Origin of the sequence: Cryobacterium algoritolerans (genome assembly GCF_004402785.1) — a bacterium.
In the GTDB taxonomy this organism is placed as follows: domain Bacteria; phylum Actinomycetota; class Actinomycetes; order Actinomycetales; family Microbacteriaceae; genus Cryobacterium; species Cryobacterium algoritolerans.
The window spans coordinates 1-23,150 of record NZ_SOFP01000069.1; the positions used below are offsets into that span (position 1 = coordinate 1).

Below are 23,150 nucleotides of genomic sequence, written 5' to 3' on the forward strand. Positions count from 1 at the left end.
CGGACGCGGTTGCGGCCTGCCGAAACCCGTGCGGGCTGGACGGGACGGCGCGCGGCAGGTGCCACCGGGCGCGGGCGCGCCCGGGACGGGTGGGTTAGGCGATCCAGCCGCCGGTGAGGCGCTGCACGGCCGCGCCGTCGAGGTCGGCGAGCTTGACGGCGACGAACCGCCGGGCGGCATCCGAGGTCTGCACCCGGAAGGGCGGCGGGTCGCCGTCGAGCAGGGCGGCGACCACGGCACCGGCGCTCTCCGCCGACTGCGCCGCGGCGAACGACGAACCCGTGCGGGCGAGGTAGGCGGCCAGGCCGGCCGCGAACGGGTCGCCGCCGGTGGGTGTCGCGGCAGGATCGAAGCCCACGTTGGCGACGAACGAGGTCGCGACGGCGCCGGGCTCCACGACGGTCACCGACACGCCCGCCGTCCCGGCCACGGGCGCGAGGCTCTCCATGAAACCCTCCACGGCGAACTTTGCGGCGCAGTACGCCTCGTTGAATGGCTGCCCGATGACGCCGCCGACGCTGGTCACCGTGATCAGGCGACCGTGGCTCGTGCGCAGGTGCGGGAGCGCGGCCCGGGTGACGGCGACCACCCCGAAGTAGTTCACCTCCATCACGGCCCTGACCTGGTCGATGGTCTCGTTCTCGATGGTGCCAAGATGACCGGAGCCGGCGTTGTTGACCACGGCGTCGAGGCGCCCGTAGCGGGCGACGATCTCGGCCACCACCTCGGTCACCGACTGCGCCTCGGTCACATCGAGGCGACCGATGTCGAGGCTCACCTCGGCCTCGTCGGCGGCGTCGAGCAACGCCCTCTGTCCCTCGAGGTTGCGCATGGTTGCCACGACGGTGTGGCCGGCCTGGGCCGCCGCGACGGCGGCGTGCAACCCGATTCCCGACGAGGTCCCGGTGATCAGGACGATCTTCGGCGTGTTCCCGGCAGATGTGTTCGTCATGGCGGGCGAGCTATGGCGGGCGATCTTAGTAGCGCTCGGGTTCCGGCCCGAGCTGGAAGCGTCGTCCGGTGATCACCTGGGGGGTGATCTCGACGTAAATGTACTTGAGCGTGGGAATGAGCGGCCGCAGGGGCAGCTGGTCGGCGGCCTCGATCTCGTGCTGCGTGTCGAGGACGCGGGCGTGGCCTCGCACGACGACGCTCCAGGCCTCGTCGCGGCCGATGCCGTCGGTCTCGAAGGCGACCTTGTCGTTCACGGTGAGTTCGAGCAGTTTCGTGCCCTCCGCAGTGCGGAAGATCAGCCGCTGGTCGGCGGCGATGAAATTGACCGGGTAGATGTCCGGTTCCCCGGAGATGCTCATCGCGAGGCGCCCGAAACTCGACGAGATCAGGAGCTCCCAGCATTCGTCTGCGCTGAGGTGCCGGACCGGATACAGGTCGTTGGTTTCCATGCCTCATATTCGCACGCCATCGGGTCGGATGCGAGCATGCGTCGCGGCAATCCGCCTTCGGGTCGGGGTGGTGATCATCCGGGAGGCTGGGAGTTGACTCCACGCCCGCCGAGTGACGAGTCAGGGGTGGGCCTGGGTCCGGCCGATCGCGGCCCGGACCCGGAATCGGCGCGCTGGGATGCCTTCACCCGGTCGACGAGTTCCTTCCACGGCCCGCAGACCTGCGGTTCGGCGAGGACCACCTCGTTCGGTTCGCACCGGATGCGGTAGACGAATCGGTCCGGTTCGGGTGCCCTCTTCGTCACGTCCGCCCAGGGCAGGGCCGTGATCAGGCCGAGCCACTCGGCGGCGTCGGGCTGCGCGTCGACGTCCACCTCCCAGGTGGTGCGGATGCCGGCGATGCCCCCGCTCCGTGAAACGACGACCTTCATGCCGCCGATGTTACTCCGGCCGCTGCGGCCCCGGGCTGCCGGTCGCGAGGCCGGAGCCGAGGCCGACCGTGGTCCAGCCGGCGATGACGGCCCGGTGTTCGGCCGATCCGATGCCGTAGCGTTTGACGGCCGCACGGGCTGTGGCCCGGGCGAAGGCAGCGAAGGTGACGGTTGTGCCGAGGGTGCCGCTGGTCAGGGTGTCGTACCAGATCTGCCCCGGCGCGTCCCACGCGTTGCCGCCCAGTGCCTTGGCGACCAGGTAGAACGCCCGGTTGGGGATGCCGGAGTTGAGGTGCACCCCGCCGTTGTCGTCTTCGGTCTCCACGTAGCCGGCCATGCTGGCCGGTTGCGGGTCCCGGCCGAGCACATCGTCGTTGTAGGCGGTGCCGGGTGCCTTCATCGAACGCAGGGCAACCCCCTGCACCTGGTCGGTGAAGAGCCCCTCGCCGATCAGCCAGCCGGCCTCGGCCGTTGACTGGCCCCGCGCGTGCTGCTCGACGAGCGAGCCGAACACGTCGGACATCGACTCGTTGACGGCCCCGGACTGGCCCTGGTAGGCGAGGTTGGCGGTGAACTGGGTCACGCCGTGGGTGAGCTCATGCCCGATCACGGTCAGCGACGCGGTGAACCGGTTGAACACCTGGCCGTCGCCGTCGCCGAAGACCATGCGTTCGCCGTCCCAGAAGGCGTTGTCGTAGTTGCGTCCGTAGTGCACGGTGGCGTCGAGGGGCAACCCGCGGCCGTTGACCGAGTCCCGGTGGAAACGGCTCCAGAACAGGTCGTGCGTGCTGCCGAGCCCCTCCCACGCTTCCTGGACCGTGACGTCGGGCACGGGCGGATGACCCTCGGCCCGCACCAGGCGGCCCGGCAGGCGCTCGAGGCCGCCGGCATCCGAGACGCCGCGGTCGACCCGGCCCGGCACCCGCGCCGGTGCGCCACCGCGCACTTCGGTCCGGTGGGGCGGATGCGCCACCTGGCGGCGGGTGCGCAGGGGAGAGTCGCGGAGCAGGGACTGGCGGGCCGCCTCGGCGGCCGGGGCGAAGCGGGGGTCGTCGAGGCGGGCGAGTCGCAGCAGCAGATACGGCGGGACGATGGCGCATCGGGTCGGGGCATGCTCGCTTCCGGTCATGGCNACGATGGCGCATCGGGTCGGGGCATGCTCGCTTCCGGTCATGGCTCGAGTGTGTCACTTGCCGGCGACACGCGCACCCCTTGCGCCCCATTGGTCCGGGCACCTGGACTGGGAAGTGCGGGCGCCGAAAAACCGCGGCCAGGTTGCCTATCGCGCGGACCGGTAGCCGTCCAGGTCGGGAAGCGGCCGGTCAGATCGCGGGCCAGCCGCCGTCGGAGGCGAGAATGGTGCCCGTGACGTTGGCCGAGTCGTCGCTGTCCAGCCGGGTGATGGCCGCGGCGAGTTGCTCCGCCGTGGCGATCGGCGGCACGATGGATTGCAGGATCGGTCCGTGCGCCTCGCCGGCCAAGGCCGACGTGAACGGTGCCTCGATGTTGGTGGTGACCGCACCGGGAGCCACCGCATTTGAACGGATGCCCTTTGCGGCATACCTGACGGAGGTGTTGCGGGTGAGCCCGATCACCGCGTGCCTGGACGCCGTGTAGGCCACGTCGGCGCCGCCACCTCGGCGGCCTGCCTCCGAACTTACATTCACGATCGCCCCTGACCCGGCCAGGACCACGCGGGGCAGAACCGCGCGGGTCAGCCGCATCACCGCGGTGACGTTCACCCGGAACACCCACCCCCAGGTCTCGTCGTCGACCTCGCCGCGAGAGAGAAATCGTCCATGATGCCGGCCATGTTGGCGAGCACATCGATCCTTGGCCCCGCGGACTCGACAATCCGCCGGGTTGTCTCCTCGCTGCTCACGTCGCCGGCCACGGTGATGAAGCCGAGGTCGGGGAACTCGGCCACAAGCTCGCTGAGACGATCGGCGACGACGTCGGCGGCCACGACGGTCGCGCCCTCTTGGGCGAGCCGGATGGCGCTCGCTCGTCCGATGCCCGACCCGGCCCCGGTGACAATGGCGGTCTTCCCGGCGAAGCGGTCGGCGGAGAGTGCGGCGCTCACCTGGTGCTCCTCTGCGGTGCGCGCCCGCGGCGAGCGTGCGCCCCAGCTCCAGCTCCAGCTCCAGCACCAGCACCGGCGCCGTCGACAGAGGAGAATGCCGCGGATGCGGTCCGTAGACTCGCAGCATGCGTTTTGGAATTGTCATCCTCCCGCAGCAACCGTGGCGGGTCGCCAGGTTCAGATGGGAAAGGGCGGAGCAACTCGGGTTCGACCACGCCTGGACCTACGACCACCTGTCCTGGCGCAGCCTGGCCGACCAGCCGTGGCATGCGACGATCCCCACGCTCACCGCGGCGGCCGTCGTGACCGAGCGCATCCGGCTCGGCACCTTCGTCTCCTCACCGAACTTCCGGCACCCGGTGCCGTTCGCCAAGGAACTCGCCACCCTCGACGACATCGCGGACGGCCGCCTACTCCTCGGCGTGGGTTCGGGAGGCACCGGCTTCGACGCCTCCGTGCTCGGCCAGCCCGAGTACTCTCCGCGTCAACGCCACGAGCGCTTCGCGGAGTTCGTCGACGCGCTCGACGTCCTGCTGCGGCATGAGGAGCCCGGCAGCGCCGGCAGCGCTGGCAGCGCCGGCAGCGCCGGCAGCACCGGCAGCACCGGCAGCACCGGCAGCACCGGCATCAGCTTCACGGGCGAGTGGGCGAGTGCCGTGAACGCCCGGATGGTCGGGGTGCCCCGCCAGCGGCCCCGGCTCCCGTTCGTGATCGCGGCCAACGGGCCGAAGGGGCTGCGCCTGGCCGTGCGGCACGGCGCCGGATGGGTCACCACCGGTGCCGACAGCGTCAGTGGCGACGACTGGTGGGCCTCGGTCGAACGGCTTGCGGCCCGGCTTGACGAGACGGCGCACGCCGCAGGACGCGACCCCGCCACGATCGACCGGTACCTCAGCCTGGACAGCGGAGGTTCGTATTCGCTGCGGAGCGTGGCGGCGTTCGACGATGCCGTCGACCGCGCGGCCCAGCTGGGCTTCACGGATGTGATCAGCCACGGGCCGCGCGCCGACGGCATCTACGCCGGGTCGGAGGCTGTTCTCGACCAGGTGGCCGACAGCATCCGGAGCCGCCGAGGTTGGACGTCGACTCCACGGTCGCCTGCATCGGCGACGCCGTAGCGCCCGAGGTCTGTGTTGAGTTGCAGACAAAACACCTCCACGATCACTCCGAGGGTGCTTTCTCCGCAACCGAGCCGCACCGAGGGGCATCCGATCGAGGTGGAGTTAGCGGTGATCCGTGCCGGGATGGGCCAGTCCCACGGCCGGCAAGAGCACCCCGTCGATCAGGGAGACGAGGAAGTCCCGGTCGACGGGTTTTCTGAGAATCAGCACGCGATACGCGGCCATCGACGGGGTGATCAGTGAGAGCGTGTCGACATCGCTGTCCGCTGAGATCTCGCCGCGGTCCATGGCCCGCCGCATGAGCACGCGATTGGCCGCGGCGCGAGGTTCGACAATCGCCGCATTGGCCGCCTCAGCGAGCTCCGGCGCGCGCGACAGCATGGACATGAGTCCCGCCATGATCTGGAGCTTCTTCTCGCCGTCCTCGATCGAGTGCGGCCTGATCATCGCGATGAGGTCGCCGCGCAGGGTGCCGGTGTCGGGCAGCTTCGCATCGTCCAGGTCGCCCTTTTTCATGCAGGCGACGGCGTCGATGACGAGTTCCCCCTTGGAAGCCCAACGGCGGTAGAGGGTGGCCTTGCCTGCCTTGGCCCGTGCCGCGACCATGTCGATGGTCATGCCGTCATACCCGGTTTCGGCGAGGACCTCGAGGGCCGCAGAGAGAATCTCGGGGTCACGGGTGTGATCCCGTTTGCGACCGAGCTTTGGCGATGGCTCGGCCGTGCGCTCGCCCAGATCGGGCTGCCCGAGGTCGAGCTGCGTCATGGCGACATCCATCCGTTCTGTGAGATCTCCAATGTTACGTCAACGTAAATTCAGGAACTATTAAGATCCGGAACTCCACAGTATCGTATAAGGTCGTCTACATGCCCCAGACCTCATCCGATTCTTCGAGCCTGCTTGCCGCCCTGTCGGCCCCCTCCCGGCGGTGGTGGACGCTCAGTGTCGTCGCCCTCGCCCAGCTCATGGTCGTGCTGGATTCGACCGTGGTCAACATCGCGCTGCCCTCCGCCCAGGCCGACCTTGGCTTCTCCAACGGCGACCGCCAGTGGATCGTCACCGCCTATTCGCTGGCATTCGGCAGCCTGTTGCTGCTCGGCGGGCGCCTCTCCGACCTGATCGGTCGCAAGCGGACCTTCATCATCGGCCTGGTCGGCTTCGCCGCCGCCTCCGCGCTCGGCGGCGCAGCGGGAAGCTTCGGGATGCTCGTGGCTGCCAGGGCATTGCAGGGCGCGTTCGGCGCCCTCCTCGCCCCGACCGCGCTGGCCGTGCTGACGACCACCTTCATCGTTCCCAAGGAGCGAGCCCGGGCCTTCGGCGTCTTCGGCGCGATCGCCGGGGCAGGCGGGGCCATCGGGCTCCTCCTCGGCGGCTACCTGACCGAGACCTTCGACTGGCGTTGGAACCTCTACATCAACGTCGTCATCGCGGTCGTCGCCGTCATCGGCGCCGTGACCTTCGTGAGTAACGCGAACCGGACCGGCCCGCGCCCGAAGCTCGACATTCCCGGAACACTGCTGGTCTCCGGCTCGCTGTTCGGGCTGGTCTACGGGTTCTCGAATGCGGAGATCGACGGCTGGGATTCACCGCTGACCTGGGGGATGCTCGTGGCCGCCGCGGTGCTGTTGGTCGGCTTCGTGCTCTGGCAGCGAAAAGCGGAGCATCCGCTGCTCCCGCTCTCGATCGTGCTCGATCGCAACCGCGGCGCGGCCTACAGCTCGGTGTTGATCGCCGGCGCGGGCATGTTCGGGATCTTCCTGTTCGTGACCTACTTCCTGCAGACCTCACTGGGCTATACGCCGATTCAGACCGGGCTGTCATTCCTGCCGATGATCGCGATGCTGGTCCTCGCCGCGCAACTGTCGACGAACATCTTCGTGCCGCGCTTCGGGCCGAAGGTCATGGTTCCGTTCGGAATGGCCCTGGGTGCGACCGGGATGGCCTACCTCACCCACCTTGGCCTGGACAGCAGCTATGCGGCGGACATCCTTCCCCCGCTGATGATCCTCGGCTTCGGAATGGGGTCCATCATGCCCGCATCGATGCAGACCGCGACCCTTGGCGTCGACCGCCAGTTCGCGGGCGTGGCGTCGGCCATGGTCAACACCAGCCAACAGGTCGGCGGCTCCATCGGGACTGCCCTGTTGAACACGCTCGCCGCGACCGCTGCGACGGACTATCTCGCGGCGCACCTTCCGGTTTCGGCCGCGGTAGCAGCCCAGGCCGCGGTGCACAGTTACGCCACGGCCTACTGGTGGGGTGCCGGCTTCTTCCTCTTCGGCGGGGTGCTCGCCGCGCTGCTCTTCCGGCGCCTGGGCCATGGGACCTCGCTGGCCAATCCGCACGGGACACCTTCCTCGACCGAGGCCGAACCCGTGCTGACGGTCCGGAAGTGACGCCCTCAGCGCCGGAAAAATGACCGGCGCCGGATGCGTGATTATCGTGGAGTCATGCGCGCAGACGACACCACGAGCCCAGGCCCGATCCGCTCCCTGCTCACCGACCACCTCGGCCGGCGCAGGACGAGCCGACCCATGACATCCTGGGCCGGTGACCGGGCCGCCTTCGCCGCCGCCGCGGGCTGGTTCGCCGCCACCGCCGCAACAATTGACACCGAGTGGGACCGGCCCGCGCTCGGCGACTGGACCGTGCGCGACCTCGTCGGCCACACCAGCCGGGCGCTGCTGACCGTGGAGGCCTACCTCGCCGCGGGTGCGGGCGCCGGGACGGGCGCGGGCGCCGGTGCGGCTGCCCGTGCGGCAGCCCGGGCGACGGTGGCTTCGACCGTCGACTACTACCGCCTTGCGATGGCCTCACTGGGGGAGCCGTCGGCCGTGGCCGCGCGCGGACATGAGGCCGGGCTGGCGCTGGGCCCCGACCCGGCCCGCACGGTCGCGGCCATCGCCCGCCGGGTGATCGCCGTGGTCGACGGGGCGAAATCGGACGCACGTGTTGCCACTCCCGTCGGCGGTATGCGCCTGGCCGACTATCTCCCCACCCGCACCTTCGAACTCACCGTGCACACCTGCGACCTGGTCGCGGCCCTCGGCGTGCCTGCCGTGGTGCCGGATGCCGCCGCATCCGCCGCCCTGCGCCTCGTCGCCGACCTCGCGGTCGACTCAGGGCTCGCCGCGACCCTGCTGCTCGCCGCCACCGGCCGCGGCCCCCTGCCGGCCGGCTTCACGGTGCTCTGACTTCGAGGGGCGAGCCGGATGCCGCACGGGAGCCCGGGCATCCGCGACTCTGCTAAACTCGGGGGGTTGCCGTCTGACGGCCGCGGATCAAGAGAGCCCAGGCATTCGGCCCCGGGCACCGCGCAGTGAGAGAAAGGGGATCCCATCTATGGCACTCGAAGCCAATGCTAAGAAGGCGATCATCGAAAAGTACGCTACCCACCCAGGCGACACGGGTTCCCCTGAAGTTCAGATCGCTATGCTCACGCAGCGCATCCTGGACCTCACGGAGCACCTCAAGGAGCACAAGCACGACCATCACTCGCGTCGTGGCCTGCTCCTCATGGTTGGTCAGCGTCGCCGTCTGCTCGGCTACCTGTCCGACATCGACATCAGCCGCTACCGCAAGCTGATCGAGAGCCTCGGACTGCGCCGCTAAGGCACGTTTCGAAGACAACGCGAACTTCTGGCTCGCAAGAGCGTCGAAACGGGTCGGCACCTTCGGGTGGCGACCCGTTTTCTGTGCCCGGCGGCCACACCGCGGCACGCGACCGCCCGCACCCGCTGGGCGTCGGCTCCCGGTCGCGTGCCCGTCAATGCTGTCGCCTCCGGTGTGGGCGGTCGCGCTCTGCCCCCGCTCGCACTTGTCCTCCTGCAGCGTTAGGGCCGGTCGGGCCGCGAAACGCGGGCCGGGGGCGACGTTGGGCACCCGGACAGGGGCCATGGGGCCTTAGCATGGTCCGGTACCCCAACGGAACGGACACCACCTCGCTATGAGCCTCTGGCGCACCAAAAGCATTGAGGCCTCCCTGGCCGACTCCCACGAGAAGGGCCACAGCCTCAAGCGAACGCTGGGCACCTGGGACCTCATGATCATGGGCGTTGCCGTCGCGGTCGGCGCCGGGATCTTCTCGGTCGGCGCGAAGGCGGCCGGAAGCTACGCCGGGCCATCCGTCACCCTCGGTTTCCTGCTCGCCGCGATCACCTGCGCGCTGGCCATCATGTGTTACGCCGAGTTCGCCTCGGCCGTGCCGGTCGCCGGCTCCGCCTACACCTTCACCTACGCAACCCTCGGTGAACTGCTCGCCTGGATCATCGGGTGGGACCTCATTCTCGAGATGCTCACCGCGGGCGCCGTGATCGCGAAGTACTGGGGCATCTACCTCAGCAAGGTCTTCGAACTGGCGAACTGGAACGTCCCGGCCACGATCTCGGTCTTCGGCCTGCAGGTGAGCTGGGGTGCTTTCGTCATCGTCGCCATCTTCACGGCCCTGCTTGTGCTGGGCACCAAACTGTCCGCGCGGGTCGCCAGCGTGTTCACGATCCTCAAGGTCGCGATCGTGCTCTTCGTCATCGTCGTCGGCGCCTTCTACATCAAGCCGGAGAACTACACCCCCTTCATCCCCCAGGCCGTGCCCAGCACGGGCGGCGACGGGGATGTCTGGATGCAGTCCCTGTTCTCCTTCATGACCGGCGCGCACCCGGCCCAGTACGGCATCTTCGGCCTGCTCGCCGGAGCGTCGCTCGTCTTCTTCGCCTTCATCGGCTTCGATGTCGTCGCCACGAGCGCCGAAGAGGTCAAGAACCCCCAGAAGACCCTGCCGCGCGGCATCTTCGCCGGCCTGGCCATCGTGACCGTGCTCTACCTCGGGGTCAGCCTCGTCCTCACCGGGATGGTGCCGTACACGGTGCTGGCCGACGACCCCAACGCCTCGCTCGCCACGGCCTTCATCGCCGTCGGCGCCGGCTGGGCGGCCCAGGTCATCTCCGTGGGCATCCTGGTCGGCCTGACCACCGTCATCATGGTGCTGCTGCTCGGGTTGTCCCGGGTCCTCTTCGCGATGAGCCGCGACGGTCTCCTTCCGCGCAGCCTGAGCGTCACCTCCGCCAAACGCGGCACGCCGGCCCGGGTCCAGATCATCGCCGGCGGCGCCGTCGCCCTGATCGCGGGCTTCACCGACGTCGGTGTCCTCGAGGAGATGATCAACATCGGCACTCTGTCCGCGTTCGTGCTGGTCAGCATCGCCGTGATCGTGCTCCGCAAGAAGCGGCCCGACCTCAAGCGTGCCTTCTCGGTGCCGTTCTCGCCCTACCTGCCGATCCTCTCGGCCGTGCTCTGCTTCTGGCTGATGCTCAACCTGACCACACTCACCTGGGTGCGGTTCGCGGTCTGGCTCGCGATCGGGCTGGCCGTGTACTTCGCGTACGGCCGCCGCCGCTCCGTCGTGGGCATCGAGGCGAAGCGGGTCTTCGACGCCACCCTCCGCGAGGAAGCCATCGCCGAGGAAGAGGCGATCCACCGCCCGTAGCGCCGCCCTTCGCGCGGCGCCGCGACCGCTCGCGGCCCGTGGTGGAGAAGCGGGCGCGCGGTGGAACGTGCGCCCGCTTCCCGGGAGTGCGCCGCGACAGCCGCGGTTCCGCCACGGTCCGCGGTACCGCTACAGCCGGTACAGTCGCGCTTCCCACGGCCCGAGACCCGAGCCGGCGCCGAGGGCAGGGTAGTTGCCGAGGACGAGCTCCGCGCCAGAGACGTCGACCGGCAGAGGGGAGTCGAGAGGGGAGTCCGACGCGTTTGCGACGACGAGCAGTGTCTCGTCGCCGAGATGGCGGGTGAACGCGAAGAGCAGCTCGTGTTCCGGCTCGAGCAGCGTGAACTCGCCGAGGGCGACGACGGGACTCTCGTGGCGGAGGGCGATCAGGCGTTGGTAGAACCGGAACACGCTCCGCTCCGCGGCCCGGTCGACCGCCGCATTTATCTCCGTATGGTTCGGGTTCACCGGGAGCCAGGGCGTACCGGTGGTGAAGCCGGCCTGCGCGCTCGCATCCCACTGCATCGGAGTGCGCGCGTTGTCCCGGCTCATCGTCTGCACCCCCGCGAGCACGCTCCCCGGGTCCAGGTCGAACTCGTCCACGGCCTCGCGGTAATGGTTGAGCGATTCGAGGTCGCGGTAGTCGTCGATCGAGTCGAACCGCACGTTGGTCATGCCGATCTCCTCACCCTGGTAGATGTAGGGCGTACCGCGGTGCAGGTGCAGCACCAGGGCCCAGAGCGTCGCCGACTCGTAGCGCCAGACGGTGTCGTTGCCGAACCGGGAGACGAGCCGGGGCTGGTCGTGATTGTTCAGGTAGAGGCTGTTCCAGCCGGTCTCGGCCAGGCCGTCCTGCCAATGGGCGAGGTTCTTCTTCAACGCCCTCAGACTGCGGGGGAGCACATCGAACTTGTTCGCGCCCTGGTCGAGGCGGACATGCTCGAACTGGAAGATCATGTCGACCTCGCCGCGGGCCGGGTCGGTGAAGAGCACGGCATCGCCGGTGGCCACGCCCGGCATCTCGCCGACCGTGAGGTGCTCGCCGGTCCTCCCGGCGAAGACCGCCTCGCGCATCTCCTGCAGGTAGTCGTGGATCTGCGGGCCCGTCGGGGAGCCACCGCCGGTCGCCGGGGCCGGGCCGTCGATCAGGTCCACCTGCTTCGCGATGAAGTTGATCACGTCCATCCGGAAACCGTCGACACCGCGGTCGAGCCACCAGTTCATCATCGAGTAGACGGCCAGGCGCACCTCCGGGTTTTCCCAGTTGAGGTCGGGCTGCTGCTTTGCGAAGAGGTGCAGGTAGTACTCGCCGGTCTGCTCGTCCAGAGTCCAGGCCGGGCCACTGAAGGCGCTGGCCCAGCCATTCGGCGGGCCGCCGTCGGCCGGGGGTTTCCGCCACCAGTACCAGTCACGTTTCGGGTTGGTCAGCGAGGACCGCGATTCCCGGAACCAGGCGTGCTCATCGCTGGTGTGGTTGACCACCAGGTCCATCACGATCTTGATGCCGCGCTCGTGCGCCTCCGCCAGGAGCAGGTCGAACTCGGCCAGGTCGCCGAACACGGGTTCGATCTCCTGGTAGTCGCTGATGTCGTAGCCGTTGTCGTGCTGCGGCGACGGGTACACGGGCGAGAGCCAGAGGGCATCCACCCCCAGCTCGGCGAGGTAGTCGAGCCGGCCGCGGATGCCGCCGAGGTCGCCGATGCCGTCGCCGTCCGAGTCCGCGAAACTGCGCGGGTAGACCTGGTAGACCACGGCGCGTGTCCACCACGGGGCCTGGGCTGCGGTGGCGAGGGGCACGGTGTCCGATTCGGGGAATGTCATTTTATTGATCCTCTCATCACTCCCGCGGGAGGGTCTGCGGCCGGCTGCCGGGGGTCACCGTTGGGTGACCGTCGGGCGGGTCGGGCGGGGGTTCCGATCGAACGGCTGGAATAGGATCGTGCACACCACGGTTGGCTCCAGTATCCATGCACACGTATTGAAATCGAGAGGCTGGACATGCAGTTCGGAATCTTCACGGTCGGCGACCTGACCACCAATCCCACGACCGGCCGAACCCCCACCGAACACGACCGGATCACGGCCATGGTGGCGATCGCGGTCAAGGCCGAAGAGGTCGGCCTCGACGTCTTCGCGGCCGGCGAGCATCACAACCCGCCGTTCGTGCCGTCGTCGCCGACGACCCTGCTCGGCTACATCGCGGCGAAGACCGAGCGCATCATCCTGTCGACGTCGACAACCCTGATCACGACCAACGACCCGGTGAAGATCGCCGAGGACTTCGCAATGCTGCAGCATGTCTCCGACGGCCGGGTCGACCTCATGCTCGGCCGCGGCAACACCGGCCCCGTCTATCCGTGGTTCGGCCAGAACCTCCGCCAGGGCATCCCGCTCGCCCTGGAGAACTACGCGCTGCTCCGACGGCTGTGGCGGGAGGAATCCGTCGACTGGGAGGGCCAGTTCCGCACACCGTTGCAGAATTTCACCGCCACGCCGCGCCCGCTCGACGGGGTGCCGCCGTTCGTCTGGCACGGCAGCATCCGCAGCCCGGAAATCGCCGAGCAGGCGGCGTACTACGGCGACGGTTTCTTCGCCAACAACATCTTCTGGCCCAAGGAGCACTACCAGAAGCTGATCGGCCTCTACCGGGCCAGGTTCGAGCACTACGGCCACGGCGCCGCCGACCAGGCCATCGTCGGCCTCGGCGGCCAGGTCTTCATGCGCGCGAAGTCGCAGGACGCCGTCGACGAGTTCCGCCCGTACTTCGACAATGCCCCGGTCTACGGCCACGGGCCGAGCCTGGAGGATTTCACCGAGCAGACCCCGCTCACCGTCGGCAGCCCGCAACAGATCATCGACCGTTATGCCGGCATGCGCGACTTCTTCGGCGACTACCAGCGCCAGCTGTTCCTGATGGACCACGCCGGCCTGCCGTTGAAGACCGTGCTCGAGCAGCTCGACATCCTCGGCGGGGAGGTCGTGCCGGTGCTGCGCAGGGAGCTGGAGAAGAACCGCCCGGCACACGTTCCGGAGGCCCCCACGCACGCAAGCCTGACCGCCGCAGCGTCCGCGACAGCGCGGGTCTCAGCGCGGGTCGCGGAGAGTCGGGCGAGGTAGTACCCCACCCTCCGTGCACTGCGGGCGTTGTCATGAGAACTCCGCGGTCTCGTTCTGGGTACCGTCCGCCCCAGGTTCGCCGATCGCCTCACTCGACGCAGCCCGGCGGGTGCTCACCTCGTCGGCGATCACCACCAGCGCCACAACGGCATTGGTGATCCAGAGCAGTGCGACGGCGTCCACCGCTGGGAGAACCGTTGCGCTGGCCAGATAGAACAAGGCCAGGGCCGCGACGCCGGCCAGATGCGATCTCAGCCACGGGCGGCCGATCGATCGCTTGAACAACAGAGTCCCGATCAGATAGAGGGCCGGGCCCCCGACCACCACCGCCAGGCCACCGGGGCTCGGCGGATCCTCCGGATTCGCCAGCGCGAGTTCATCGCCGACCGCGCTCAACACCACCCCCGCGACGATGGGAATGTGCAGGTAGACGTAGGTGAGGCGGGCGATCGGTCCGGTCTTTTGCGCGGAGCGGATGAAGCGGGAGCCGTGCTCCGCGCCATGGCTGGAGTAGAGCAGCCAGAACAGGATCGTGCTCACGAACGTTGCCAGCACGCCGCCGACGGCCGCGACGCTGAGGTCCCCACGGCTGAAAGCGGTCCCGGTGACCAGGATCGATTCGCCGAGCGCCAGGATGATGAACAGTCCGCTCCGCTCGGCGATGTGACCGCCGGAGACCGACCAGGATGACGTGGGTGAAGCGCCGAGGAACGGCGTGTAGTAACGCACTGACGGCCCGACGACTTCGAGCAGGATCGCCGCGGCCCAGAGCGGAAGTTGCGCGTCGCCGCCGAAGAGGGCTCCGAGAATCCACAGGGAGGTCGAGGCCAGGAACCAGATGGTGATCCGGGTGATGTTCAACCCGTTGGTCCGGTCGACAGCGCGGTAGCACCAGGCCAGAAAAGCGGTGCGGCCGACCTTCATGACGACGTAGGTGACGGCGAATCCCCACGCCCGGTCGCCGAAGGCCCCCGGGATCGAGGTGCTCAGCACCAGGCCGAGCAGCACCAGGCCGAGCAGCACCAGGCCGAGCAGCATCAGCCCGAACAGCATCAGGCGTACCGCGCCGGTTTCGGGGTCGAGCCAGTTTGTCGCCCAGGCGGTGTACATCCACACCCACCACACCGCGACGAGAATGACCGCGGCCTCGGCCAGTCCTCTGCCGCTGAGATGGTCCGCGATCGTGTGGGAGAGCTGGGTGATCGCGAAGACGAAGACGAGATCGAAGAACAGCTCGATGAAGGTCACCCTGTCCTGGCCTGCGCTTTCGTCTCTGGTGCGGAACAGGCGCGGGCGATTCAGATTCAGGGTCATCCGACTCTCCTTCCGCGGCGCCTGCGGCACCAGTGACGGCTGGGAACAGGCCAAGAATACTGGCGGCGACGGCGCCCGCCTTGGGTGTGCATCGCGAAGGAGTTGAGGATTCGGCGAGCAGATCGCCTGCCCGATTTGGGCCGGTCGGCGTGCGCGCGGGATACTGGGCGGGTGGGCCGACCGGTGTGAATGCGGCCCGCGGAAGCAGAGACCATGACCAGCGCGCCCCCGCAGCACCCGACGGATGCGCGTGCGGCATTCTTCGCTGCCCGACCGACGCGTTCCGCCACGGTCGACCTGTCCGTGCGAATCGGCTCCCTCACCCTGGCCAACCCGGTCATGCCCGCGTCCGGCTGCTTCGGCCCGGCGCTGGGCCGGCTCATCCCGGTTGCCGAGCTCGGCGCCGTCGTCACCAAGACCGTCTTCGGCACCCCCCGCGGCGGCAATGCGGCGCACCGCCTGACCGAGATCCGCGCCGGCATGGTCAACAGCGTCGGTATCCCCAGCCGTGGGGCCGCCGGCTTCCTGGCCGAGTTGCACCCGCGCTACCGTGAGCTCGGCGTGCCCGTCATCATCAGCGTGGGCGGCCACCGTCCCGCCGAGTACGCACCGGTGGTGCGTGACCTTGACGGTGCGGGCGACGCCTACGAACTCAACGTGTCCTGCCCGAACCTGGACCGCCTCGGCACGGATATCGGCTCAGATCCCGACGCCATCCTGGCCGTGGTGCGCGCGGCCCGCCAGGCCACGGACAAACCGCTGATCGTCAAGCTCCCCGTCCTGGCCTCCTCGATCGCGGACTGCGCGCTCGCCGCGCAGGAGGCCGGCGCGGACGCGGTCTGCGTGGCCAATTCGATTCCCGCCCTGCCGCTTCAGCCGGACACCCGCAGTCCGGCCCTGGGCAACGTCATCGGCGGGCTCTCCGGCCCGTCGATCCGCCCGATCGTGCTCCGGCTGGTCTGGCTGGCCGCCCGCGCCGTGGAGATCCCCGTGATCGCCTGCGGCGGGATCGAGACGGCCGAGGACGCCCTCGACTATTTCGCCGTCGGCGCCCGGGCCGTGCAGGTGGGCACAGCGAGCTTTGGCCGGCCATTCGCCATGGTCGAGATCGTGCGCGCGCTGCAGGAGCGCTGCGCAGACGACGAAGTGGCCGGCATCCGTGACCTGATCGACCTGTGGAGAGCACAATGACCGCCATGGCTTCCCTCGCCCGCGAAGCGCTGCGGCGCCAGCAGGCCTTCGCCGCGGCCGATGAGGCCGCACTCGACGGCCTCATCTCCGTTCGCCCTCCCGCCGGGCAACCTCGGCCCGAGCCGGTCTGGGATGACGCCCGGGTGCTCGAACACACGAATGTGGGCCAGCGGTACCGTCGCCTCGTCCTGGCAACGGGCACCATCGCCCGCACCGCGCTCGCCGGGCAGTTCCTGATGATCACGGTGCCGCCCACCGGCGGGGAACGGATCCTGCTGCCGCGCCCGATGGCGATCCACCGCCGGCATCCCGACGCGGGGACCGTCGAGGTCATCTACGGTGTCGCCGGCCGCGGCACGATTGCGCTCGCCGACGTCGCCGTGGGGGGGAGCCTCCTCGTCACCGGGCCGCTCGGTCGAGGGTTCGAGATCCCATCGGATGCCCGCACGGCCCTGCTGATCGGGCGGGGCGTTGGCGTCTGCGCCATCATGGCCTCGGTTGAGGATGCCGCGGCGCGGGGTGTCGACGCGACCGTGGTGCTCAGCGGGCGCACCCGTTTCGACCTGATCGGCGTCACCGACTGCGCCGAACTCGGGGCCGCGGTCATCCCGGTCACCGACGACGACGGGTCGAGTTCCATCCCTGCGCTCGGCGAGCGGCTGCGGGCCGAGTTCCGGGACAACCCGCCCGCGGTGATCCTCGTCTGCGGGGCTGGCGTGCTCGCCCGCCTCGCCGCCGAGCTCGGCGCCGAATGGGGCGTCCCGGTGCAGGTCTCCCTCGAGGCGCACATGGCCTGCGGCCTCGGCTACTGCCACGGCTGCGCCGCCCCCGTCGCCACCGACCCGGAAGTGGAGGGGCCACTGGTCTGCGTCGACGGCCCGGTGTTCGACGCGGCTCTCCCCGTTTCTTCGCTCTGACACCCCGGCTGTTTAGCCGCGCCACCCGTCAACCGGGAGGCGCTCTGTTAGACTGGTGGAGGTCAATCTCCGGATTGACCGAACAAACGGAGCAGGTCGGCGGAACGCTGGCCCTCGGTGGTGGTTTCCCAACGCAGGTGGCGGCATCCGCGGGTGGTGAATTTCTACTGGTGGCCAGCTCGAGCACAGTGTGGCGCACCGATCGTCGGTTGAGCAATCGACCGCACGGCGCGCATCGGCGGTGTCGTTCTGCCTGTTACCTGCTCAGACGCCCCACTCGCACGCCATCCGGGCAAACGAGTCTAAACAAAGGAGAGAACCCCCATATGGAGGGTCCAGAAATCACGTTCGCCGAAACCGTTATTGACAACGGCAAGTACGGCACACGCACGATCCGCTTCGAAACCGGCCGTCTCGCCCAGCAGGCGCAGGGTTCAGCCGCCGCGTACATCGACGAAGAGACCATGCTGCTCTCCGCGACGAGCGCGAGCAAGCAGCCGAAGGAGAACTTCGACTTCTTCCCGCTGACCATCGATGTCGAGGAGCGCATGTACGCTGCCGGCCGCATCCCGGGCAGCTTCTTCCGTCGCGAAGGTCGCCCGTCGACCGAGGCGATCCTCACCTGCCGCCTGATCGACCGGCCGTTGCGGCCGTCGTTCGTCGACGGACTCCGCAACGAGATCCAGGTTGTCGTGACCGTTCTGGCCATCGCGCCGGACGAGTACTACGACGTGCTCGCGATCAACGCGGCGTCGATGTCGACCCAGCTCGCCGGCCTTCCGTTCTCCGGTCCGATCGGTGGCGTCCGCGTCGCCCTCATCCCCGATGAGCACGGCTCCGGCCAGTGGGTCGCGTTCCCCAAGCACTCTCAGATCGTCGACGCCGTGTTCAGCATGGTCGTTGCCGGCCGCGTGGTGACCGACGCGAACGGCGCGCAGGATGTCGCGATCATGATGATCGAGGCCGAAGCCACCGACAACGCGTGGAACCTCATCAAGGGCGGCGCCATCAAGCCGAACGAAGCGGTCATCGCGGAGGGCATCGAAGCCTCGAAGCCCTTCATCAAGCAGCTCATCGAAGCGCAGCAGAAGGTTGCCGCCTCGGCCGCCAAGCCGACCGGCGCCTACCCGGTGTTCCCGTCCTACCAGCCGGCCACCTACGACGCCGTCGCCGCCCTCGCGTACGACCGTCTGAAGGCCGTCTACCAGATCGCCGACAAGATCGAACGCCAGAACGCGGATGACGCGCTCAAGGCATCCGTCAAGGAGGCCATCGCAGCGAAGGTCGAAGCCGGCGAGCTCGAGGCCGGCGCCAACGGCCAGGTTTCCGCCGCGTACAAGTCGGTCACCAAGCTCGTCGTGCGCTCCCGCGTGCTGAACGAGGGCATCCGCATCGACGGCCGTGGGCTCGCGGACATCCGCCCGCTCGACGCCGAGGTTGCCATCATCCCGCGCGTGCACGGTTCGGCGATCTTCCAGCGCGGCGAGACCCAGATCCTGGGCGTCACCACGCTGAACATGCTCAAGCTCGAGCAGACGATCGACTCCCTGAGCCCGGTCACCAAGAAGCGCTACATGCACAACTACAACTTCCCGCCCTACTCGACCGGTGAAACCGGCCGGGTCGGAACGCCGAAGCGCCGCGAGATCGGCCACGGTGCCCTCGCCGAGCGTGCCCTGGTTCCCGTGCTGCCGACGCGGGAGGAATTCCCCTACGCCATCCGTCAGGTCTCGGAGGCGCTCAGCTCCAACGGTTCGACGTCGATGGGTTCCGTCTGCGCCTCGACCCTGTCGCTGCTGAACGCCGGAGTGCCGCTGCGCGCGCCGGTCGCCGGCATCGCAATGGGCCTGATCAGCGACACAGTTGACGGGAAGACCCGCTACGCGGCGCTGACCGACATCCTCGGCGCCGAAGACGCCCTCGGCGATATGGACTTCAAGGTTGCCGGCACGAGCGAATTCGTCACCGCGATCCAGCTGGACACGAAGCTCGACGGCATCCCCGCCTCCGTGCTCGCCGGCGCGCTCACCCAGGCCAGGGATGCTCGTGCGACCATCCTCGCCGTGCTGAACGCCGCCATCGACGCGCCGGACGAGATGGCCCCGACCGCGCCCCGCGTGATCAGCGTGCAGATCCCCGTAGACAAGATCGGCGAGCTGATCGGCCCGAAGGGCAAGACGATCAACGGGATCCAGGACGAGACCGGCGCCGACATCTCCATCGAGGAGGACGGTACCGTGTACATCGGCGCCGTCGACGGACCGTCGGCCGAGGCCGCCCGTGCCATGGTCAACTCCATCGCGAACCCGACCAACCCCGAGGTCGGCGAGCAGTTCCTCGGTACCGTCGTGAAGATCGCCGCCTTCGGCGCGTTCGTCTCGCTGCTCCCGGGCAAGGACGGCCTGCTGCACATCTCCGAGGTGCGCAAGCTCGCCGGTGGCAAGCGCGTGGAGAACGTCGAAGACGTGCTCGGTGTTGGCCAGAAGGTCCTCGTGGAGATCACCAAGATTGACGACCGTGGCAAGCTGTCGCTCGCCCCGGTTCTCGAAGAGTCGGCCGCCGACTCTGAGGGCGCACCGGTCAGCACCGAGGTGTAGTCTGGTAGTTCTGCCGACAACCTCTCGCCAGGTTGGTCGGTTAGACGGAAAGCCCGTCCTGCTTCGGCAGGGCGGGCTTTTTCGCACCTTTGACCGGATGCCGGTTCCTTGCCAGCAGGCTGGGTGGCCTGCACACCGACGGGCCACGTCCTCGACAGAACATAGGACTCACCGTGGTCACCAGCATCTTCGTCAACCTCCCCACCACCGACCTCGACCGGGCCACGAAGTTCTATTCGGGACTCGGCTGGAAGATCAACCCCCCTTGTTCACGGGCGAGAACGCCGCTTGCGTGGTCAACGACGAGAATCTCTTCCTGATGGTCCTCACCCGCGAGTTCTTCAGCACGTTCACGGACAAGCCGATCATCGACCCCGACAGCGCTCTCCAGGTCGAGACCGCGTTCAGCCGGGAGTCACGCGAGGAGGTCGACGCGATCCTCGAGAAGGCGATCGCCGCCGGCGGTACGCCGCACCGCGAAGTTCAGGACTATGGCTTCATGTGTGCGCGACTTCGAAGACCCCGACGGCAATCTGTTCAGCGCGCTCTGGATGAACCGGTCGCGGCTGAGATCGGCCCCGAAGCGTTCACGGCACACCAGGGACCGGGGGCCTGATCCCGGCCGACCCGGGCCGGCGTCTCGCGGCGCAGGTTGGGGACGCGGGCGCGCCGTAGACCGTGCGCCCATTTCTCACCGGTGCGCCGCGACAGGCGCGGAACAATCTCCCGCGGTGAAACTGGCGGGTGGTGGAGAACAGGCGGCTGGGAATACTGGGCTACTATGGGTTCGCACCCGCTCCCGTCCCCCCACGGTCGAGCGGGTGTTCCGCGTCTGGGTCGGGTTCGGCCGGAATCATTCGTCGAGGAGCTCGGTGATCGAGCGGAGCATCTCGGGGGACACATCGCCGAGGGTGCGGGCAGCGAAGCTGACGACGCGCTTCGCCCGCAGTTTCTTCACGAACGCGAGCTGGGCATCCACCCGCTCGGGGATGTCGTCGTCGGAGCCGAGCAGGTAGGCAGGCGGAATGCGGAAGAACTCGGCGATCCCGGTGAGCAGGGCCACGTCGGTGACGAGCGGCCCGGTTCCGGCGATCATGTAGGCCCAACGCGCGCGGGAGAGGGAGAGTCCGTGCTCGGCCAGGCCCTCCGCGATCGCCCGGTAGGTGTACGGAGTGTTTCCCTCGGCGACGACGACGTCGAGCAGGAGGGTGAGCTTGCGGCCGAGCTCCTGCTGGGGGGTGAGTCCGGGGTCGTGCGGCACGGATGCTGTTGTCATGGCTTTCGCCCTCTCCGACGCGTCGTGTGGGGTGTGGGGGAGGCCTCGACCGACACGGCGTCGCCCGGTCCGGCCGGGGCGAGGCGCCTCGGGTGGGTTTCGGGGCGGTCGGCGTGGGTCTGCCGCTCGACCGCGTCGAGGAGGGCATGTTCGGCCGCAGTGGCGTCCCGCGGGTGGAGGAGCAGGCTGTCGCGCACTTCCACGTAGCGCCGGTAGAGCCGCGCTCCGGGCTCACGCCCGAAGGCGAGGCGCAGGCGCGGCGACGGCGCCTCGATGCTGAGCTCGGGGGAGTCCGCGATCAGGCGTTCCCAGAGCGGCGAGATCCGCCAGAGCAGGACGCGGTTCCCGGCGTTTCGCCAGCCGCTGGCGACTCCGTCGACGACCGTGGTCAGGCCGAGACCGATCGACACGCAGATCGGGGCGGCGAGAAGAGCGGTGAAGTACACACCGCGCGATGACGCGGTGAAGGTCGAGTGTGGATCATGGCCCGAGGAGATTGCGCTCCACACGCTGACCACCGCATAGGTCAGGGCAGCAAGGCAGCCCAGGGAGATGAAGGCCAACGAGAGGCGGGTGACGACCCGGCGTTGCCGAGGATAATCCGAGAGGCAGGCGACCAGGACCGACACGGCAAAGTACGCCAGGGCGAACCACGTGGTGATGGCGTAGAGGGTGTAGTCCCAGCGATCGAAGTCCATCGCGCGAACATCGCTCGTCAACCGCCAGTCGCTGCCGAAGAACAGCACGGACTGGGCGCCGATGACGATCGTGACGGCGATGACGGTCGATCGTCTGTTGGCTCGGGAGATCCCGCCCTCCGTGGTGGCGAGCTGGACCAGGCTGTTCATCAGTGCCACCGCAATGATCACGGTAGCGTGGAAAAGGAAGAACGTCGTGTTCACGCCGCCGAGGACCGCATCGACGGCGTCGTAGAGCGGCTCCGGCTGCACGGTCATCGTCAGCGCGAAGACGGTGAGGAACCAGAACAACAGTCGGCGACGGCCTCGGATGGCCGACGGCAGGCAGAACAGCGTGGCAAGCCAGAGGACAGAACACACACCGAGCTGGAGGACGACGAGCATCAGAGCACCCTCCCGAACCCGGTTCGCGGGCCGTGCCGGGCTTCCGTGCGGTCGCTCAGCATGAGCAGGGCGAGTTCGTCGCCGATGGCCTCGGTCAGTGCCTCCTGCTCGTCGGTGAAGCTGCTCCGGGAGAGCGCGTGCACGATCGCGTCCATCGGGATCAGGGGGGCGAGCAGGGCGACGCGTTCGGCGGGGAGGAGTTCCTTCTCGTGCTGGAGGATCATGTGGCCGTACTCGTGGTTGATGAACTGCTGGCGGTGCACGGCGGACTCCGTCGGCGCGTAGTGCACCCGCTCGAAGTCCTCGTCGGCGATCTCCAGCCACAGGCCGCAGACGCCGGACATGATCATGCCGGCGCTGGCCGGGCGGATGACGATCCGCTTCCGGCGCACGCCCTCCATGTGCCGGTGCAGCTTCTCGGCGGTGAGCGGGCGTGGCAGGTCGAGGGCCGCGACCAGGTGGCGGGCCTGCTCCCGGCGATCTTCCGGCTTCACGCACTGCTCCGCTCTATGCGTCCCGCGGCGTGTCGCCGGGCGTTGGACATGTCTAATTCGTGCTACCGTTGGATTCGGTTGGACATGTCTAGGCTAGCGGTTTCCGGATGCTGCCGGGACCGCTGTGCGGCCCGCGTGTCACGCGCCGGACGCAAGTTGGGGGGCGCGTGGTCGTTTGCGTGATGCGGTGCGGTCGGGGCGGGACCGCACCGCGAATCACGCCCGTGGAGCTGGCCGTAGGGCGTTGTCCGCGCCGCATCTATTTGAGAACATCGTAAATTAGCGATATGCTCAGACGGTGTCGACCACCGGACTTCCCATGGCCCTGCTCAAGGCCGAACTGTTCAAGTCGCTCGGGCATCCCCTGCGCGTGCAGGTGCTCGAGCAGCTCGCGGGCGGCGAACGCTCCGTCGGCAGCCTGGCCGAGGCGCTCGGCTCCGAACTCTCGAACCTCTCCCAGCAGCTCGGCGTGCTCCGCCGGGCCGGGGTCGTCGTCACCCGGCGCGAGGGCAACACGATCTTCTACGGACTGCGCGACCCGATGGTCGCCGAACTGCTCTCCGTCGCCAAGCGGATGCTGGTGGCCACCCTCGAAGACTCCAACGCCCTCCTGCGCACGATCGCGCAGGACGTGCTCTGACC

General features: G+C 68.6%; 24 protein-coding genes. 12 read left to right on the plus strand and 12 right to left on the minus strand.

Going from position 1 to position 23,150, the window contains the following annotated elements; translation table 11 throughout:
* Positions 1-94 precede the first annotated feature (94 nt).
* The 6 genes from E3O19_RS13890 to E3O19_RS18715 form a co-directional block, all read right to left on the minus strand.
* On the minus strand, positions 95-952 hold the full coding sequence (locus E3O19_RS13890; RefSeq protein WP_134568537.1) for an SDR family oxidoreductase: 858 nt from the start codon (positions 950-952) through the stop codon (positions 95-97).
* 25 nt (positions 953-977) lie between these two features.
* On the minus strand, positions 978-1,403 hold the full coding sequence (locus E3O19_RS13895; protein ID WP_134568538.1) for a pyridoxamine 5'-phosphate oxidase family protein: 426 nt from the start codon (positions 1,401-1,403) through the stop codon (positions 978-980).
* Positions 1,404-1,477: 74 nt separating this feature from the next.
* Positions 1,478-1,834: a protealysin inhibitor emfourin gene (locus E3O19_RS13900; RefSeq protein WP_134568539.1), complete on the minus strand. Its 357-nt coding sequence runs from the start codon at positions 1,832-1,834 to the stop codon at positions 1,478-1,480.
* 10 nt (positions 1,835-1,844) lie between these two features.
* A complete protein-coding gene (locus E3O19_RS13905) occupies positions 1,845-2,963 on the minus strand; it encodes a M4 family metallopeptidase (RefSeq protein WP_134568567.1) in 1,119 nt (372 codons plus the stop codon).
* A gap of 193 nt (positions 2,964-3,156) precedes the next feature.
* Positions 3,157-3,576, minus strand: a complete 420-nt coding sequence (locus E3O19_RS18710; RefSeq protein ID WP_338145103.1) for an SDR family oxidoreductase — start codon at positions 3,574-3,576, stop codon at positions 3,157-3,159.
* Positions 3,573-3,917, minus strand: coding sequence for an SDR family NAD(P)-dependent oxidoreductase (locus tag E3O19_RS18715; RefSeq protein WP_338145104.1), 345 nt, complete (start codon positions 3,915-3,917; stop codon positions 3,573-3,575). Before E3O19_RS18715 ends, E3O19_RS18710 begins: the two co-directional genes overlap by 4 nt.
* A 125-nt stretch (positions 3,918-4,042) precedes the next feature.
* On the opposite strand from E3O19_RS18715, the gene E3O19_RS13915 reads away from it, so the two are divergent.
* Positions 4,043-5,035, plus strand: coding sequence for an LLM class flavin-dependent oxidoreductase (locus E3O19_RS13915; protein WP_134568540.1), 993 nt, complete (start codon positions 4,043-4,045; stop codon positions 5,033-5,035).
* 105 nt (positions 5,036-5,140) lie between these two features.
* Here the strand turns inward: E3O19_RS13915 and E3O19_RS13920 are convergent, their stop codons facing one another.
* Positions 5,141-5,803 carry a TetR/AcrR family transcriptional regulator gene (locus tag E3O19_RS13920; protein ID WP_134568541.1) on the minus strand — a complete coding sequence of 221 codons (663 nt, stop codon included), beginning with the start codon at positions 5,801-5,803 and terminating at the stop codon, positions 5,141-5,143.
* Positions 5,804-5,904: 101 nt separating this feature from the next.
* Between E3O19_RS13920 and E3O19_RS13925 the strand changes: the two genes are divergently transcribed.
* The 4 genes from E3O19_RS13925 (at position 5,905) to E3O19_RS13940 (ending at position 10,520) form a co-directional block, all read left to right on the plus strand.
* Positions 5,905-7,434 carry an MFS transporter gene (locus tag E3O19_RS13925; RefSeq protein ID WP_134568542.1) on the plus strand — a complete coding sequence of 510 codons (1,530 nt, stop codon included), beginning with the start codon at positions 5,905-5,907 and terminating at the stop codon, positions 7,432-7,434.
* A gap of 54 nt (positions 7,435-7,488) precedes the next feature.
* Positions 7,489-8,232 carry a maleylpyruvate isomerase N-terminal domain-containing protein gene (locus E3O19_RS13930; RefSeq protein WP_241981378.1) on the plus strand — a complete coding sequence of 248 codons (744 nt, stop codon included), beginning with the start codon at positions 7,489-7,491 and terminating at the stop codon, positions 8,230-8,232.
* 148 nt (positions 8,233-8,380) lie between these two features.
* Positions 8,381-8,650 (plus strand): 30S ribosomal protein S15, encoded by a 270-nt coding sequence (gene rpsO, locus E3O19_RS13935; RefSeq protein WP_134510745.1) that lies wholly within the window; start codon positions 8,381-8,383, stop codon positions 8,648-8,650.
* A 334-nt stretch (positions 8,651-8,984) separates the two neighbouring features.
* A complete protein-coding gene (locus E3O19_RS13940) occupies positions 8,985-10,520 on the plus strand; it encodes an amino acid permease (RefSeq protein WP_134568543.1) in 1,536 nt (511 codons plus the stop codon).
* Between the two features lie 129 nt (positions 10,521-10,649).
* Here E3O19_RS13940 and E3O19_RS13945 read toward each other — a convergent pair whose 3' ends face one another.
* Positions 10,650-12,341 carry a glycoside hydrolase family 13 protein gene (locus tag E3O19_RS13945; protein WP_134568544.1) on the minus strand — a complete coding sequence of 564 codons (1,692 nt, stop codon included), beginning with the start codon at positions 12,339-12,341 and terminating at the stop codon, positions 10,650-10,652.
* 177 nt (positions 12,342-12,518) lie between these two features.
* Between E3O19_RS13945 and E3O19_RS13950 the strand changes: the two genes are divergently transcribed.
* Positions 12,519-13,637 carry an LLM class flavin-dependent oxidoreductase gene (locus tag E3O19_RS13950; RefSeq protein ID WP_134568545.1) on the plus strand — a complete coding sequence of 373 codons (1,119 nt, stop codon included), beginning with the start codon at positions 12,519-12,521 and terminating at the stop codon, positions 13,635-13,637.
* Positions 13,638-13,667: 30 nt separating this feature from the next.
* On the opposite strand, the gene E3O19_RS13955 is transcribed toward E3O19_RS13950, so the two are convergent.
* Positions 13,668-14,951: a low temperature requirement protein A gene (locus E3O19_RS13955; protein WP_134568546.1), complete on the minus strand. Its 1,284-nt coding sequence runs from the start codon at positions 14,949-14,951 to the stop codon at positions 13,668-13,670.
* Between the two features lie 213 nt (positions 14,952-15,164).
* On the opposite strand from E3O19_RS13955, the gene E3O19_RS13960 reads away from it, so the two are divergent.
* From E3O19_RS13960 to E3O19_RS13975, 5 genes are all read left to right on the plus strand, one after another.
* Complete coding sequence (locus E3O19_RS13960) at positions 15,165-16,142, plus strand: dihydroorotate dehydrogenase (protein ID WP_166804584.1); 978 nt, start codon at positions 15,165-15,167, stop codon at positions 16,140-16,142.
* Positions 16,139-17,059, plus strand: coding sequence for an iron-sulfur cluster-binding protein (locus tag E3O19_RS13965; RefSeq protein ID WP_198413919.1), 921 nt, complete (start codon positions 16,139-16,141; stop codon positions 17,057-17,059). The genes E3O19_RS13960 and E3O19_RS13965 overlap by 4 nt, the downstream gene beginning before the upstream one ends.
* 326 nt (positions 17,060-17,385) lie before the next feature.
* Positions 17,386-19,656: a polyribonucleotide nucleotidyltransferase gene (locus tag E3O19_RS13970; protein WP_134568549.1), complete on the plus strand. Its 2,271-nt coding sequence runs from the start codon at positions 17,386-17,388 to the stop codon at positions 19,654-19,656.
* Positions 19,657-19,829: 173 nt separating this feature from the next.
* The gene (locus E3O19_RS18870; protein WP_420898620.1) at positions 19,830-19,976 is read left to right on the plus strand and encodes a hypothetical protein; all 147 of its coding nucleotides are present in this window, start codon (positions 19,830-19,832) and stop codon (positions 19,974-19,976) included.
* Positions 19,949-20,272: a VOC family protein gene (locus E3O19_RS13975; protein WP_241981379.1), complete on the plus strand. Its 324-nt coding sequence runs from the start codon at positions 19,949-19,951 to the stop codon at positions 20,270-20,272. The genes E3O19_RS18870 and E3O19_RS13975 overlap by 28 nt, the downstream gene beginning before the upstream one ends.
* A gap of 237 nt (positions 20,273-20,509) precedes the next feature.
* Here E3O19_RS13975 and E3O19_RS13980 read toward each other — a convergent pair whose 3' ends face one another.
* From E3O19_RS13980 to E3O19_RS13990, 3 genes are read right to left on the minus strand one after another with little or no spacing between them, the layout of a single operon-like run.
* Entirely contained in the window at positions 20,510-20,932 is a 423-nt protein-coding gene (locus E3O19_RS13980) for a hypothetical protein (protein WP_134568551.1), read from the minus strand.
* Positions 20,929-22,014, minus strand: coding sequence for an MAB_1171c family putative transporter (locus E3O19_RS13985; RefSeq protein WP_134568553.1), 1,086 nt, complete (start codon positions 22,012-22,014; stop codon positions 20,929-20,931). The genes E3O19_RS13980 and E3O19_RS13985 overlap by 4 nt, the downstream gene beginning before the upstream one ends.
* Positions 22,014-22,508 carry a hypothetical protein gene (locus tag E3O19_RS13990; RefSeq protein ID WP_134568555.1) on the minus strand — a complete coding sequence of 165 codons (495 nt, stop codon included), beginning with the start codon at positions 22,506-22,508 and terminating at the stop codon, positions 22,014-22,016. Before E3O19_RS13990 ends, E3O19_RS13985 begins: the two co-directional genes overlap by 1 nt.
* A 298-nt stretch (positions 22,509-22,806) precedes the next feature.
* On the opposite strand from E3O19_RS13990, the gene E3O19_RS13995 reads away from it, so the two are divergent.
* Entirely contained in the window at positions 22,807-23,148 is a 342-nt protein-coding gene (locus E3O19_RS13995; RefSeq protein ID WP_241981380.1) for an ArsR/SmtB family transcription factor, read from the plus strand.
* The last annotated feature ends 2 nt before the right edge of the window (positions 23,149-23,150 follow it).

Bases quoted from the DNA above. Each gene is read 5' to 3' on its own strand.
- E3O19_RS13955 (WP_134568546.1), bottom strand. From the start codon at position 14,951: ATGACCCTGAATCTGAATCGCCCGCGCCTGTTCCGCACCAGAGACGAA.
- E3O19_RS13945 (WP_134568544.1), bottom strand. From the start codon at position 12,341: ATGACATTCCCCGAATCGGACACCGTGCCCCTCGCCACCGCAGCCCAG.
- E3O19_RS13900 (WP_134568539.1), bottom strand. From the start codon at position 1,834: ATGAAGGTCGTCGTTTCACGGAGCGGGGGCATCGCCGGCATCCGCACC.
- E3O19_RS13950 (WP_134568545.1), top strand. From the start codon at position 12,519: ATGCAGTTCGGAATCTTCACGGTCGGCGACCTGACCACCAATCCCACG.
- E3O19_RS13905 (WP_134568567.1), bottom strand. From the start codon at position 2,963: ATGACCGGAAGCGAGCATGCCCCGACCCGATGCGCCATCGTCCCGCCG.
- E3O19_RS13980 (WP_134568551.1), bottom strand. From the start codon at position 20,932: ATGACAACAGCATCCGTGCCGCACGACCCCGGACTCACCCCCCAGCAG.
- E3O19_RS13960 (WP_166804584.1), top strand. From the start codon at position 15,165: ATGACCAGCGCGCCCCCGCAGCACCCGACGGATGCGCGTGCGGCATTC.
- E3O19_RS13920 (WP_134568541.1), bottom strand. From the start codon at position 5,803: ATGACGCAGCTCGACCTCGGGCAGCCCGATCTGGGCGAGCGCACGGCC.
- rpsO (WP_134510745.1), top strand. From the start codon at position 8,381: ATGGCACTCGAAGCCAATGCTAAGAAGGCGATCATCGAAAAGTACGCT.
- E3O19_RS13930 (WP_241981378.1), top strand. From the start codon at position 7,489: ATGCGCGCAGACGACACCACGAGCCCAGGCCCGATCCGCTCCCTGCTC.
- E3O19_RS13965 (WP_198413919.1), top strand. From the start codon at position 16,139: ATGACCGCCATGGCTTCCCTCGCCCGCGAAGCGCTGCGGCGCCAGCAG.
- E3O19_RS13895 (WP_134568538.1), bottom strand. From the start codon at position 1,403: ATGGAAACCAACGACCTGTATCCGGTCCGGCACCTCAGCGCAGACGAA.
- E3O19_RS13970 (WP_134568549.1), top strand. From the start codon at position 17,386: ATGGAGGGTCCAGAAATCACGTTCGCCGAAACCGTTATTGACAACGGC.
- E3O19_RS13890 (WP_134568537.1), bottom strand. From the start codon at position 952: ATGACGAACACATCTGCCGGGAACACGCCGAAGATCGTCCTGATCACC.
- E3O19_RS13915 (WP_134568540.1), top strand. From the start codon at position 4,043: ATGCGTTTTGGAATTGTCATCCTCCCGCAGCAACCGTGGCGGGTCGCC.
- E3O19_RS13985 (WP_134568553.1), bottom strand. From the start codon at position 22,014: ATGCTCGTCGTCCTCCAGCTCGGTGTGTGTTCTGTCCTCTGGCTTGCC.
- E3O19_RS13940 (WP_134568543.1), top strand. From the start codon at position 8,985: ATGAGCCTCTGGCGCACCAAAAGCATTGAGGCCTCCCTGGCCGACTCC.
- E3O19_RS13925 (WP_134568542.1), top strand. From the start codon at position 5,905: ATGCCCCAGACCTCATCCGATTCTTCGAGCCTGCTTGCCGCCCTGTCG.